Origin of the sequence: Rhodococcus sovatensis, from assembly GCF_037327425.1 — a bacterium.
Taxonomy (GTDB): domain Bacteria; phylum Actinomycetota; class Actinomycetes; order Mycobacteriales; family Mycobacteriaceae; genus Rhodococcoides; species Rhodococcoides sovatense.
Window position 1 is genome coordinate 1451769 of the sequence record NZ_CP147846.1, and the last position, 12396, is coordinate 1464164.

A 12396-nucleotide genomic window follows, 5' to 3' on the forward strand; every position below is an offset into this window, starting at 1 on the left:
ATGCGGAGAAAACACTGTTCGCTTGCACTACTTCACCCACTATGCAAGGAGGTCACCACCGTGGTCGCCGCGGCGGACGCTCAGAACTACGCTCAGAAACTTGGAATCACCCGCGACTTGGTCGTTCAGGAGCTGGGCTGGGACGAGGACACAGACGACGACCTGCGTGCCGACGTAGAGGACACCATCGGCGGTGAAACACTCGACGAGGACTCCGATGAAGTCATCGACGTGGTGCTGCTGTGGTGGCGCGACGGCGATGGTGATCTTGTCGACGCACTGATGGATGCCATCGGTCCGCTCTCGGACGACGGATTCGTCTGGGTTCTCAGCCCCAAGACAGGACTCCCGGGACACGTCGAGCCGAGTGAGATCGCTGAATCGGCGCCGACCGCAGGGTTGACGCAGACTTCGGCCGCCAATCTCGGTGACTGGATCGGCAGCCGACTGGTGCAGCCGAAGACACGGGCGACCAAACGGTAGCGACCCCTCGAACAGGAAGATGGATTCGATGCCACTCGAGGTGGGCGCAGAGGCGCCTGACTTCACCCTCAAGGACCAGAACAATCAGGAAGTGACCTTGTCGTCGTACCGCGGTGACAAGAACGTCCTACTGGTCTTCTATCCACTCGCGTTCACGGGGACTTGCCAGGGCGAACTGTGCAAGGTCCGTGACGGTCTGCCCAAGTTCGAGAACGACGACACCGCCATTCTCGCGATCTCTGTCGGCCCACCGCCGACGCACAAGATCTGGGCGGCCGAGCAGGGGTACACCTTTCCGCTGCTGTCGGATTTCTGGCCGCACGGATCCGTCGCTCAGGCGTACGGGGTGTTCAACGACAAAGCCGGCTTCGCCAACCGAGGCACCTTCGTCATCGACAAAGACGGAATCATTCGGTACGCGGAGATGAACCAGCCGGGAGAAGCTCGTGACCCATCAGCGTGGGAGACGGCACTGGCTTCGGTGTGAGCTTTTTAGGCGTCTGACCTGCCGAATTGGAGATCGGGCGCTGAGACGATAAATTTCTTCAAGCGTTCCGGTGGCTTCGGCCACCGGTACTCGGGCGTATAGCTCAGCGGTAGAGCTCTGGTTTTACACACCAGCGGTCGGGGGTTCGAACCCCTCTGCGCCCACCACGATTTTTCCAGCGTCGATCCTTCGGCCCGCACGCGCACCTTCCAGCCCACGCGCAGGTTGCAACTTGCGCGTGGGCTGAAACCTGCGCGACCTGACTCCCGACGTCATTTACCGCGTACCCGGCCCGACTGTCTCGTAGGCCTCCACCAACCACGACCGAATTTTTTCGTCGACCTGGCCGGGTTCGTCGAACGCCAGCCGATGCGTGACGACCTTCTTCGTCGTGTAGAACGACTCGCGCAATCGGGGATGCTCGACTGCGCGAAGCAGGTGAAACGAGACCTCCAGCCGCCCCGACTTCACGAATGCACCGGCGAAGACGCGTTTCCGGGACCACGAGATTTCAGTGCGATGGACCTTCTCGAAAACCTCCGGACCGGATGCGAGCACAGCTTCGCGGAATTCCAGCATCATCTCGGCGACGTGATCCGAGAAGGGAGCGAGGTATTCGTCGACAGTTCCGGTCATGGGTCGAGCGTAGGACCGAAACGGCTGGGTCAGGTCGTTGTGGTTCCTGCGATTCGATCGGCCAAGTCCGTTCCGGACTGGATGAACCGCCGGAGGCCGAGCGTGGTGAAGGAGCGATCCTCGGACAGGAACGCCGAGGCGAAGATTTCGATCTGCGCGATCATGGCGACCGCTACGACGCTGGCTTCGGCGGCGGACAGCTTTCCTCTCGCCTTCTTGGCCGCTGCGCTCAGAACCGGGATCAGCACGAGCGCATTCGAGCGACGAATCGCTTCGACCTGCTGGCTTGCCCCACGGGATTGAACGAAGTACACGGTGGAGCTGGTGCGGTTGTCCGACAGCCACGCCACGAGTGGTTCGACGAGCGAGCCCATGTTGCGAGCCGGAATCACCACCTCGCGGGCGATCCGCTCGATCTCGCCGACGTACTCGGCGGCGAACTCATGCAGACCCTCGAGCAGGATTTCCTCGCGCGACGGGTAGTGGTAGTAGATCGCTGCGGACGTCATTTCTGCGGCGGCTGCAATATCGGCGACCGTCACGGAATCGACTGGTCGGGACGCGAACAACTCGAACGCTGTTTCTACGATGACCCCACGGCGCGAGGGACGGTGCGCTGGTCGCTTCAGTGTTGCCGACATTCACTCTCCTAGGACTACGGTCATGCAACACTAGTGCTTCGTCCTACGAGAGGTGAGCTTGTCAGGTGAGTGTTCAGGGGGCGGACGACAAGGTGGGAAAGAAGTTACCGCACAGGCCGTCGCGACGACATGAAATAGTTGGGGCGGCGATCCGGGTCTTCGCGGCAAAGAGCTTCTCGGATGCAAGCATCCAGGACGTGGCCGACGAGGCCGATGTCGTGCCGTCTGCCGTCTACTACCACTTCGCCGGCAAAGACGAGTTGTTCGAGCTGGCGATGCGGCGCGTGCTCGACATGGTCAACGAGGTCGTGGCCGAAGTTCGCGCACAGGAAGATTCCAGCGAAGTTCCATCGTTGGAACCCGTCATCCTCGCGGTATGGACGTGGGTCGAGAAGCATCCGGACGAGTCACGACTGCTGCACTATCACCTACCCGGCGCCACGGCAGACGCCTCGGCGCTGCGACGTGAATTCGAAGAGGAGCACGTCCAGCGCGCATTCGACTACCTGCCGCCTGGCCCGGTCCCAGCAACCAAGCGTGCGGCGGCAACGGCACATGCCTCGCATACGCTGTCGACGAGAACGCTCATCGAGCTGCTGATGACCATTCATGCACTGCGAATAGGTGAGGGGCCTCTCAGTCGGCATGCGTCGAAAAGCTTGAGCCGGGCAGTCGTTGCGGTGGGGGACCGCATCATCGTCGGCTGATTCCTGCCGTATTCTGCTCCGGTGCAACGGACTTCATCGCGAGGAACGGTCACCGAGGTGCAATTGCTCGTACCGGGCACGTTCGGTGTCGAGCGCTGCTCGTTTGCGGTCACTCTTCAGATTCGAAGGAAGACCGTGTAATTCGAGTCGGCGAGCGCGGTTGAGTTCCATGAATGCCACCGTGTAGAACAGGGCGAGCAGCACACTCAGAAGAACCATTGCGCCGCGCAGCCACAGGGCTCCGGGGAACAACACGACAAACCCGATGAAGATGGGCATGAACGGAATCATCGACCGCAGTAGGTGTCTCGGCACTGCGCCCTTTCCGACGAGGTCGTTTCGTACCCAGTCCTGCATCGACATCGGAAGCTTCCGTCCCAGGACGTAGCCCAGCCATTGGACTGCATTCGGACGTGTTGGGTCGCTCATGCCAGCGCTCCTGCGTCTATCGCGGCTCGGTTGATTCGTCCGAGCACCGTGTGCAGCTCTTCCAGCTCGGCGATATCGACTCCGAGCTTCTCGACCACCGCGGGTGGAATTTTCTCTGCTTGCTTCCTCATGGCAGCTCCCGCGGGTGTCAGTCGAACCTCGAGCTGGCGTTCGTCGCAAGCGTTCCTCGCCCGCACGATCAGACCGCCTGCCTCCAGACGTTTGAGGAGGGGAGACAGGGTGGGGGAGTCGAGCTGGAGGGCACTGCCGATGGCTTTGACCGACATCGGCGACGATCCCCACAGCGCAAGCATGACCAGGTACTGGGGGTGGGTGAGGCCCATCGGCTCGAGTAGTGGTCGATAGACGGCCAGGACTGCTCGGTTGGCGACAGCGAGGGCAAAGCACACCTGGCGGTCCAACGCGAGGGGATCTTCAGCGGTCATATTTGAAGAGTACACGAATAGTTAGTGCACTAACTATTTACCGCCTGGACTACCAAGGTGGCTCCGAGGGCGAGCATGAACGCTGCGATGGCGCCGTCCAGAATTCGCCACGCTGACGGCTTCGAAAACGCCGGTCGCAGCAGACGCGCACCGAATCCGAGGGCGGTGAACCATACGATGCTGGCCGTCGCTGCGCCGACCCCGAACCACACTCGTGCCGTGTCGTAGGTTGCCGCGACCGATCCGAGCAGCACGACCGTATCGAGGTAGACGTGGGGATTGAGCCAGGTCAACGCGCAGGCGGTGACGATCACTGTTCCGATCCGCGCGGGATCAGGACTGTGCTCGGTCGTCAACGCTGTCGGCCGGTACGCGCGCCGAGCCGACAGTAGTCCGTAACAGATGAGGAAGGCGGCGCCGCCCCAGTAGGCGAACTTCAGCAATCCCGGTGCGGAATCGACGATGAATCCGGCCCCGGCGATGCCCGCGCCGATGAGAAGAATGTCCGACACGGCGCACACGGCGACGACGGCGAGAACATGTCGGCGTTCTATGCCCTGCCTCAGCACGAACGCATTCTGTGCACCGATCGCGACGATCAACGATAGGCCGAATGCGAATCCGGCGAGTGTGGGCGCGAGCGAGAAGGTCATGGTCACAAGCTAGGAGAGGTCCCCAATTAAGTACAACGAAAGTTTCTGATGCTGCGTTAGCATTGCTTATGTCGCATCTGGACCTGCCGCAGCTCGAAGCGTTGGCGGCGGTGGTCGCCGAGGGATCGTTCGACGCCGCCGCGCGTCGACTACACGTCACGCCCTCCGCCATCAGTCAGCGGGTGAAGTCCCTGGAGACGGCGGCGGGAACGGTGCTACTACGCAGGTCCAAGCCGGTTCGCGTGACTGCTGCCGGAACACCCTATCTCCGCCTTGCGCACCAGATCGGTGCGCTCGTCGCCGAGATGACGATCGACGGGCTCGCGCAGAAGCCCACCAGTGTTCCGATTGCGGTCAACGGCGATTCGCTCAATACCTGGGTGCTCCCAGCGCTCGCCGAGCTGTCCGACCATGTCGACTTCGACGTCCGCCGAGAGGATCAGGATCACTCCGCCGAGATGTTGCGGCAGGGCGTCGTCATGGCGGCGGTCACTACGTCCGACGAGCCGGTTCAGGGTTGTTCGGTGACGAGGTTGGGCATCATGCGGTACCGCCCGATGTGCTCGCCGGCCTTTCGTCGCAGGTGGCTACCCGACGGCCCGTCGGGCGAGGCTCTCACGCGCGCGCCCATGCTCGTATTCGACCGCTCGGACGACTTGCAGGACCGCTACCTGCAACAGTGGGGGCCGGGATTGGCCCCCACACGAAGGCATTACATCCCTTCGTCCGCAGACTTCGCAGAGGCCGTACGTCACGGAATCGGTTGGGCGGTATTGCCTCGGCAACAGTGTGATCGGATGGAGATCGGTGTGGACCTGGTCGACCTCGCTCCGGGCACCGGGATCGATGTGACGTTGTACTGGCAGCAGTGGACTCTGAAAACGGCTGCGCTGGAGGAGTTGTCGGAAGCAATCGTGGCTGCGGCGGCGACAGCGCTGGATTGATTCCTCGGTGCGATTCTGTCTACCCGTCTGCACCGAGCCTGCTGCGCGACAGTGCGCGGCCTGCATCGGTTCCGGAGCGCCACGCGCTTTCGATCCTCGGTGCACCGTGCGGACACCACTGATCCCCGGCGAAATATACTCGTCGGGAACCCAATTCGACAGAGCCGAATGTGCTGTCGTGGGCGGCGACGGGTTTCGCGAACGTCCAGCGATGCGCGTGCGTCCACGACGGTGTTGCTGCGCCGACCACTTCTTTCAGTGCATCGACGGTAGGCGCGACGGCCGCCGCGGGATCGTCGAGGTACCCACGGGCGAACGATGCCGTCGTGTGCGCGACCAGAACTGTGGCGAAGTCGCCTCTCCTCGATCCGTCGTCCGCGAGAAATTCGAGCACGGAGTGGTCGTTGACGAATGCCGCATTCTCGAACGGAAGATCCCACGCGTCGAAACCGCACACGACCGTCACGACCGGGTCGTAGTCCACGGAATCAGGCACGGAAACAAGACGATTCGACTGTGGATCCGGCATCGCGAGAACCACGTCGCCATCGGGCAGCTGGTCCAGATCGAGCGTCTCCGTGTCGATGTCGTCGAGCATCTCCCGGACGAGCGACCGGAGGCCACCTGGAGTCGCCCATCGCATCGGACCTGTACTGGTACCGGGAGCAGCGTCGGGGGACAGCACGCCGAACGTGTCGGTCCACTGTCGAGCGAGCCCGGCGCCCTGCCAGCGAGCGACGACCTCTGCGAACTGACGATCACGCACCGTGAAGTAACCCGCTCCGATATCGACACGTCGCCCGTGCAATTCGGGCGAGGCCATGCGGCCACCGACGGCTCGACCGCGGTCCACGAGGCGGAAGGGTATGCCGGATTCTCTAAGCACGACGGCGCAGGCGGCGCCCGCGATACCAGCGCCGACGATGGTGACGGTCTTGGGACCTGAGCTCATCTGTTCACCGTAGGCGCTTCGCCGAAATCTCCAGGTAGTGGCGTCCACGCGGTGACAGGCGGTATCCGACGTCCAGGCTGCGAGTCAGGCCCAGATTCTTCAACTTTCGGATCCTGAGCTTGAACGGCGCGGTGTCCGACCCGACTGATGCCGCGAGATCGGCCGCTCGCACACCTGGCCGATTCGCGACGAGCTCGAGATACGAGGTCGTCCACGGCGTATCCGCGCGAAGGTCCATGCGTCGGAGCGTGGCATCCAAGTCGCGGAGTGCGTCGCCGTCCAAGTCGGTGTCGGCCCGCAGACTCTCGCGGGGATCGGCGCCGTGAAACCTGACTTCGATCCGGAACACCGGGAGGTGTTCCGGACCTCGGAAAGTCGCGAGAAGCTCCTGTCGCGACGCGGCTCCAGCCGCACGTGCATCGTCGTTGCTGATCGAGTTCGGATCGATCTCGTCGATCCGCTCGATGAGAACTACGCCAGCAGATGTGGTGATCGAGGTGCCGACGTAGACCCGGGCCTTCGACCATCGACGGAACGCGACGTTCACGGTGCCATCAGCGATCGCGTTGGCGACGGCACTCGTGAACATCACACTCGGCTTCCGGGAGGTGCACTCACACAGCCGAGAATAGCCGCGTTCCCCGGCTCAGTTCCAGGGTCCCCTGGATGCGACGTCGGACCAGTCGACGATATTCCAGAATGCAGTGACATAGTCAGCCTTGACGTTCTTGTACTGCAGGTAGAAGGCGTGCTCCCACATGTCCAACATCAGCAGTGGGGTGATGCCGAGAGGCACGTTCGCTTGCTGATCGTAGAGCTGGAACGTGAGCAGTCGCTTTCCGAGCTCGTCCCACCCGAGCACAGCCCAACCCGACCCCTGTAAGCCGTTGGCGGCTGCAGTGAACTGGGCGCGGAAGTTGTCGAACGAGCCGAACTGGTCGTCGATTGCCGACGCGAGTTCGCCGACTGGCTTGTCTCCACCGTTCGGTGAGATGTTCGTCCAGAACTGCGTGTGGTTGAGGTGGCCACCGAGGTGGAATGCAAGATTCTTCTCGTGCAGGAAGATTCGAGAGTGATCTCCGGCCGCACGTGATTCCTCGAGCTGATCGAGTGCGGTGTTGGCTCCAGCGACGTACGCCGCATGATGCTTGGAGTGGTGAAGCTCCATGATCTCACCACTGATGTACGGCTCCAACGCTGCGTAGTCATAGGTGAGTTCGGGAAGGACGTATCGTTCGGTCGTCATAGTCTTCGTCTCCTGTTGCATGTATTTCGTGTACATGACCATCCTGAAACCTCGAGTTCAGTAGAGGTCAAGCCCGTCGTGACGACGGTCACCGAACCAGGGCGTCCACCTCCACCGGTGACACCGCGCTCAGCGCAGCGTAGTGGTGCGGTAACCGCATCGCTACCAGGTCTTTTCGGCGCACGACGTTGGTGGGGTACACGGTCTCGAGATTGGTGGTATCCACCACGACAGTCGCGGTACCGACACCTTCGGACACCGTGCTCTCACCGCGAGGGAATGCAAAGGTGTCCGGGCCGAACACGCCGCTTCGTCCGAGTAGCCCACGGTCGACGTCGTAGGCATTGGCGAACGCAAACCACACGTTGTTCTCCCCTCCTCGCACTCTCATGTGATGCCAGTGCATCGGGTCAGCGCCGGTGAGGATGTCCCCCGGATGCGGGATCGACGTCCCGGGGTTGGCTCCGACAGGCGCGACCATCGCTGCCGGGCACACGATGAGATCGCAACCTCGAAGCGCGAGAACACGTCCGGCCTCCGGAAAGAGAGCATCGTTGCCGATCAGAATCCCGACGCGACCGACCTCGAGATCGAGAACGGTCCATTCGCTTCCGGGGGCGAACAACTCGGCGTCGGTTGGCGCGACGTGCGTCTGGCGGTAGGTGCCCAGCACCCCAGTCGGCCCCACGACCACTGCCGTGTTGTAGATATGTCCGCCGTCGACCTCGGCGATGCCGACGACGACTGTCGTCGACGTTCGCGCTGCTGTTGCCGCGACGTGCGCGATGGACTCTCCGTCGACGGTCTCGGCGCAACTCGACGGGTGTCGTGTGCTCGACACAGGCCCGGTGACAGACAGTTCCGGAAAGACGAGCACCGATCCGGGGCTCGCAGCCGACATGACGTCGTCGATGGCGGCAAGGTTCGCCTGGACCGACTCGGTCGGTGTCGACTGCACGACGGTGACCTCGGTGCGTGTTCCAGTCGGCAACGGTTGATGGCCGTACAGGGAGAAGAAGTCGAGAGGATTCCACAAGAAGGTGTTCGACTGCAGTTCTCGATACAGCTCGGGTCGACGTTCGCCTGCCGGGTGAGGACGTCGGGATCGAGCCGGGTCGATGGTCGCGTAGACGATTCCGTCGCCGCTGTCGAGCGACGCGGCGATAGTGCCGTCGGGTTCGATGATGCACGTTCCTCCGCTGAACTGCACCGTGCGCTCGAGGCCCCACCGGTTGCTTTCCATGACGTAGCAATCGTTCTCGAATGCGCGACTGATCCAGTACGGTGCCGGTGTTCGCTCGGCAAGCCAATTGCTGATGTGGCAGATGACGTCGGCGCCGTCGAGGGCGACCACACGGGCTGTCTCCACGAAGTGAATATCCATGCAGATCAGCAGTGCGATCCTGCCGATCTCGGTGTCGTGAACCACATGACCGAGGTTGCCCGGAGCTGCCCACTTGGGTTCTGCGATGTACGAGTGGGTCTTTCGGTGAGTTCCGACAATTCCATCGGGTCCGATCAGCACTGCGCTGTTGTAGAACAGGCCTGTCTGCGGATCGATCTCCGGCATCCCGATGACGACGAAGCAACCGTGCTCGCGGGTCACCTCCGCGAACCTGTCGGTGGTAGGGCCAGGGATGGTTTCGACGACCGATGCTGCCTCGTCGTAGTCGTACAAGCAGTATCCGGTGGTCGCCATCTCGGGTGTGGTGATGAGCTTGGCGCCGAACACCGCGGCCTCGGTGACCAGAGTGAGCAACGACGACACGTTGCCGGACTTGTCGAACAGAGTCGGCTCGAATTGGATGGCAGCGCTGAGGTATGGAGCGGGCGAAGTCACGATGGTGGGTCCTTTCAGTGCGTCGGTGTCGCGTCGGGCTGTGCGACCGGTGAGGGTGCGTCGGTTGGCGTGTAGAAGCGCCCGCGTGTCAGAACGGTCAGTGGTACGTAGATGATCGGCCCGATGAACATTGCAATGAACGATGCGTAGTACGACGGGTAGATCCCGAAGACTCCGACGGCGCCGACTGCGATGCCGATCAGCATCGCGCTGATACCGCAGGGGTTCCAGTTGCGGACCCAGCCGTCACGGAACTCGATGTTGCTGGAGGGTGCGAGACCGAGCCATTTGCGGCAGATGAAGTAGTCCGCGAGAAGTATGAAGATCCAGGTGTTGGTCATGATGCCGGTGACTGCGAGGAACTTGTCCGTGTATTGCAGGATGTTGATGGGGTAGAACGCAACTCCGACGACGAGGAGTGCGACCATCCACCACTGTCGGCCGAGCTTCCTCGGAGACAGCACGTCCCATGCATTGGACAGCGCCAGCGACCCTGAATAGAGATTCATGACGTTGATACGTACCTGTGTGACGATCGCGAAGATGACGCCGAGCAGACCCATCACGATCGCGAAGTAGAGACCGGGATCCGTCGCGGACAGTTCCGGCGTTGCAGTGCCGTCGAAGTGTCGGAGCATCGTGAATCCGAGGAAGACGCCGAGAACCATCACGACGACGATCATCAGCAACTCGGCCAGCATCAAGCTTGCCGTGCCGCGGTAGGTGACGTCCTTCTTCACGAACCGTCCGTAGTCGGTTGCGATGAGTGCCTGGAACACGACCTGGCCGTTGGCCAAACTCAATGCCTGCCACATCGCCGTCGAGGAGAAACCGTCGGTGGCGACCCATTCACCGGGCCCGACGAGTACGTAGCCGCTCGCCAACATGTACATCCCGATCGCGAAGAGAATCAGGAAGATCGGCATACCGAACCGCTGCAGAACGTTCATCGAGTGCATTCCGCGCCACGAGAAGTACAGGGCGACCAGAGCGACGATCGCGAAAACGATGGTGGCCCAGAAGGAATCGATGTCGATGCCCGCAAACTCGCTCAGTCCGTGGGACACGATGCTCCCCTCGAAGATGAAGTAGAAGACGTAATTGACCGCATAGACCAGCGAGGCAACTGCGGACCCCTTCGTTCCGAAGCCGAGACCGCGGGTGAGGAGGGGGAGCGACAAGCCCTCCTGGCTCGCGATTCGCATGATGAGGCTACCGACGAGAGTGGCGCCGACAACCATGTATGCGATGGGTATCAAGAACATCGGCCATCCGACGAGAAAGCCGATCTGGCCTCCCAGCGAGAACCAGAACATGGCCGTGACGTTCCCGGTGAGCACCAGAAGAATTGCTGGCCGGGGCCATCGCTGAGTTGCCGGGACCCTCGATGTTGCGTAGCTCTCGATCTGATCGTCGAGGCTCGTGGCCGGTCCTTCGAAGTATTTCTTCATGTTCATGTCGGTTGTCCAGTTCGTTAGATCGACGCCGGAGTATGGGCGGGCTGACCGGCAGATGCGGTGAGGTGTCGAGGGAGTTGCCGAGGGGCACGTGCGCCCGGCGCGAGTGGGCACCGCGGGACGTGCACTGAACAACAGAATACTTCCTGCGGACACTATTTTTCTAGGAACTATGTAAATAGTGTGTGACGCCGTTGGATTCGATTGCAGCGGGCAGCAACGACTGATGGCCTCGCACCCCAGTGGGGTGCGAGGCCATCAGGCGTCGACTTTCAGTACACCGCTGTTCAGTACACCGTGCGGTACAGCTCCGCGATCTCCTCGGCGGTGGGAACCACCGGGTTGTTCGACGGCGATCCTGATGCCAGGGCCTGCTCGGCCATCAACGGAATCAGTTCGTCCCAGCGCGCCCGGTCGATGCCATAGGTACCCGGCCTGGGTACTTCGACGTCGGCGCACAGCGTGTCGATGAACTCGATCAATTTCTTCGATGCGCTGTCGTCGGAATCGGTCCGCTCGGCGGCGCCCAGTTGCCGTGCACAATCGGCGTAGCGGTCCTGTGCGCCCGAAATCGAGAACGAGGTGATCGCAGGAAGCAACATCGCATTGGAAAGTCCGTGTGCCACATGAAAATGCGCGCCTATAGGCCGACTCATGCCATGCACGAGACACACGCTTGCATTGGAGAACGCCATGCCGGCTTGAGTCGAGGCGTGCATCATGTGCTCACGCGCTTCCCGATCCGAGCCGTCCCGGTATGCACGCAGAAGGTACTTGCCGATCGTCCTCATCGCCGAAAGTGCAAGTCCATCGGAAATGGGGTTGGCCTTCTTGCTGACGTACGCCTCGATGGCGTGCGTCAATGCGTCGACGCCGGTGTCTGCGGTCAGTCTCGGCGGCATGGACATCGTGAGTTCGGAGTCGACAATAGATGCGATCGGCAAGAACGACAGGCCCGGGCACAGCATCTTCTCATCGGACTCGACGTCCGTGATGATCGTGAACTGAGTTGCCTCGGAGCCACTTCCGGCAGTGGTCGGGATAGCGATGATGGGAAGCGCCGCTCCCGCGTAGAGCCGAGGAGCCTTGAAGTCGCGCATGACGCCACCCTGCGTCGACAACACTGCCAAAGCTTTGGCAGTGTCCATCGGACTGCCGCCGCCGAATCCGATGATGGCGTCGGCGTCGTGGGCTGCCACCGCGTCGAGACCCGCCTGCAGAGAATCCGTCGTCGGGTCAGGAACCGTCTCGGCGAACAGCGCGGCCTTCTTGCCGGTCGCGTCGATGATCTTCAGTAACCGCTCGGCTGCGCCGGTGCTGACCATGAACGCATCGGTGACGAGAAGAGGGCGTTCGACATCGAGGTCGATCAGGACCGATCCCAGCTCCTCGACGGCACCGGGGCCGAGCTTGAGGAAACGCGGAAACGAAATATTGGCAACCATCCTACTCCTTCGTAGGTGAATCGGACTCGG

At 61.9% G+C, this 12396-nt stretch carries 15 protein-coding genes and 1 tRNA gene; 5 read left to right on the top strand and 11 right to left on the bottom strand.

The window, feature by feature from the left end:
- The first annotated feature begins 60 nt into the window (after window positions 1–60).
- The 3 genes from WDS16_RS06770 to WDS16_RS06780 all read left to right on the top strand — a co-directional run bounded on the left by WDS16_RS06770 (window position 61) and on the right by WDS16_RS06780 (window position 1137).
- Window positions 61–483 carry a DUF3052 domain-containing protein gene (locus WDS16_RS06770; protein ID WP_338891470.1) on the top strand — a complete coding sequence of 141 codons (423 nt, stop codon included), beginning with the start codon at window positions 61–63 and terminating at the stop codon, window positions 481–483.
- A gap of 28 nt (window positions 484–511) precedes the next feature.
- A complete protein-coding gene (locus tag WDS16_RS06775; RefSeq protein ID WP_068374900.1) occupies window positions 512–970 on the top strand; it encodes a peroxiredoxin in 459 nt (152 codons plus the stop codon).
- 92 nt (window positions 971–1062) lie between these two features.
- A tRNA-Val gene (locus WDS16_RS06780) sits at window positions 1063–1137 on the top strand.
- 109 nt (window positions 1138–1246) lie between these two features.
- Here WDS16_RS06780 and WDS16_RS06785 read toward each other — a convergent pair.
- Both WDS16_RS06785 and WDS16_RS06790 read right to left on the bottom strand, forming a co-directional pair.
- Complete coding sequence (locus WDS16_RS06785; protein WP_338891471.1) at window positions 1247–1606, bottom strand: DUF5655 domain-containing protein; 360 nt, start codon at window positions 1604–1606, stop codon at window positions 1247–1249.
- 29 nt (window positions 1607–1635) lie between these two features.
- Entirely contained in the window at window positions 1636–2247 is a 612-nt protein-coding gene (locus tag WDS16_RS06790) for a helix-turn-helix domain-containing protein (RefSeq protein ID WP_338891473.1), read from the bottom strand.
- Between the two features lie 65 nt (window positions 2248–2312).
- Between WDS16_RS06790 and WDS16_RS06795 the strand changes: the two genes are divergently transcribed.
- The gene (locus tag WDS16_RS06795; protein WP_338891474.1) at window positions 2313–2954 is read left to right on the top strand and encodes a TetR/AcrR family transcriptional regulator; all 642 of its coding nucleotides are present in this window, start codon (window positions 2313–2315) and stop codon (window positions 2952–2954) included.
- Window positions 2955–2987: 33 nt separating this feature from the next.
- Here WDS16_RS06795 and WDS16_RS06800 read toward each other — a convergent pair whose 3' ends face one another.
- From WDS16_RS06800 to WDS16_RS06810, 3 genes are read right to left on the bottom strand one after another with little or no spacing between them, the layout of a single operon-like run.
- Window positions 2988–3383 carry a DUF5313 family protein gene (locus WDS16_RS06800; RefSeq protein ID WP_338891476.1) on the bottom strand — a complete coding sequence of 132 codons (396 nt, stop codon included), beginning with the start codon at window positions 3381–3383 and terminating at the stop codon, window positions 2988–2990.
- Complete coding sequence (locus WDS16_RS06805; RefSeq protein ID WP_338891478.1) at window positions 3380–3829, bottom strand: MarR family transcriptional regulator; 450 nt, start codon at window positions 3827–3829, stop codon at window positions 3380–3382. Before WDS16_RS06805 ends, WDS16_RS06800 begins: the two co-directional genes overlap by 4 nt.
- Window positions 3830–3858: 29 nt before the next feature.
- Entirely contained in the window at window positions 3859–4482 is a 624-nt protein-coding gene (locus WDS16_RS06810) for a LysE/ArgO family amino acid transporter (protein ID WP_338891480.1), read from the bottom strand.
- Between the two features lie 68 nt (window positions 4483–4550).
- Here WDS16_RS06810 and WDS16_RS06815 point away from each other — a divergent pair, with 68 nt between their 5' ends.
- Complete coding sequence (locus tag WDS16_RS06815) at window positions 4551–5426, top strand: LysR family transcriptional regulator ArgP (RefSeq protein ID WP_338891482.1); 876 nt, start codon at window positions 4551–4553, stop codon at window positions 5424–5426.
- Window positions 5427–5445: 19 nt separating this feature from the next.
- Here WDS16_RS06815 and WDS16_RS06820 read toward each other — a convergent pair whose 3' ends face one another.
- The 6 genes from WDS16_RS06820 to WDS16_RS06845 form a co-directional block, all read right to left on the bottom strand.
- The gene (locus WDS16_RS06820) at window positions 5446–6378 is read right to left on the bottom strand and encodes an NAD(P)/FAD-dependent oxidoreductase (protein WP_338891484.1); all 933 of its coding nucleotides are present in this window, start codon (window positions 6376–6378) and stop codon (window positions 5446–5448) included.
- 4 nt (window positions 6379–6382) lie between these two features.
- Complete coding sequence (locus WDS16_RS06825; RefSeq protein WP_338893270.1) at window positions 6383–6967, bottom strand: hypothetical protein; 585 nt, start codon at window positions 6965–6967, stop codon at window positions 6383–6385.
- Between the two features lie 57 nt (window positions 6968–7024).
- Entirely contained in the window at window positions 7025–7624 is a 600-nt protein-coding gene (locus WDS16_RS06830; protein ID WP_338891486.1) for a superoxide dismutase, read from the bottom strand.
- 88 nt (window positions 7625–7712) lie between these two features.
- Entirely contained in the window at window positions 7713–9464 is a 1752-nt protein-coding gene (locus WDS16_RS06835) for a nitrilase-related carbon-nitrogen hydrolase (protein WP_338891488.1), read from the bottom strand.
- A gap of 14 nt (window positions 9465–9478) precedes the next feature.
- The gene (locus WDS16_RS06840) at window positions 9479–10921 is read right to left on the bottom strand and encodes a purine-cytosine permease family protein (protein ID WP_338891490.1); all 1443 of its coding nucleotides are present in this window, start codon (window positions 10919–10921) and stop codon (window positions 9479–9481) included.
- A 287-nt stretch (window positions 10922–11208) separates the two neighbouring features.
- Window positions 11209–12366, bottom strand: coding sequence for an iron-containing alcohol dehydrogenase (locus WDS16_RS06845; RefSeq protein ID WP_338891492.1), 1158 nt, complete (start codon window positions 12364–12366; stop codon window positions 11209–11211).
- Window positions 12367–12396: the final 30 nt, after the last annotated feature.

What these genes read in the sequence shown, in the direction of transcription:
- WDS16_RS06775 (WP_068374900.1), top strand. Translation starts at nt 512, where the DNA reads ATGCCACTCGAGGTGGGCGCAGAGGCGCCTGACTTCACCCTCAAGGAC.
- WDS16_RS06845 (WP_338891492.1), bottom strand. Translation starts at nt 12,366, where the DNA reads ATGGTTGCCAATATTTCGTTTCCGCGTTTCCTCAAGCTCGGCCCCGGT.
- WDS16_RS06820 (WP_338891484.1), bottom strand. Translation starts at nt 6,378, where the DNA reads ATGAGCTCAGGTCCCAAGACCGTCACCATCGTCGGCGCTGGTATCGCG.
- WDS16_RS06830 (WP_338891486.1), bottom strand. Translation starts at nt 7,624, where the DNA reads ATGACGACCGAACGATACGTCCTTCCCGAACTCACCTATGACTACGCA.
- WDS16_RS06805 (WP_338891478.1), bottom strand. Translation starts at nt 3,829, where the DNA reads ATGACCGCTGAAGATCCCCTCGCGTTGGACCGCCAGGTGTGCTTTGCC.
- WDS16_RS06815 (WP_338891482.1), top strand. Translation starts at nt 4,551, where the DNA reads ATGTCGCATCTGGACCTGCCGCAGCTCGAAGCGTTGGCGGCGGTGGTC.
- WDS16_RS06790 (WP_338891473.1), bottom strand. Translation starts at nt 2,247, where the DNA reads ATGTCGGCAACACTGAAGCGACCAGCGCACCGTCCCTCGCGCCGTGGG.
- WDS16_RS06825 (WP_338893270.1), bottom strand. Translation starts at nt 6,967, where the DNA reads ATGTTCACGAGTGCCGTCGCCAACGCGATCGCTGATGGCACCGTGAAC.
- WDS16_RS06810 (WP_338891480.1), bottom strand. Translation starts at nt 4,482, where the DNA reads ATGACCTTCTCGCTCGCGCCCACACTCGCCGGATTCGCATTCGGCCTA.
- WDS16_RS06785 (WP_338891471.1), bottom strand. Translation starts at nt 1,606, where the DNA reads ATGACCGGAACTGTCGACGAATACCTCGCTCCCTTCTCGGATCACGTC.
- WDS16_RS06800 (WP_338891476.1), bottom strand. Translation starts at nt 3,383, where the DNA reads ATGAGCGACCCAACACGTCCGAATGCAGTCCAATGGCTGGGCTACGTC.
- WDS16_RS06840 (WP_338891490.1), bottom strand. Translation starts at nt 10,921, where the DNA reads ATGAACATGAAGAAATACTTCGAAGGACCGGCCACGAGCCTCGACGAT.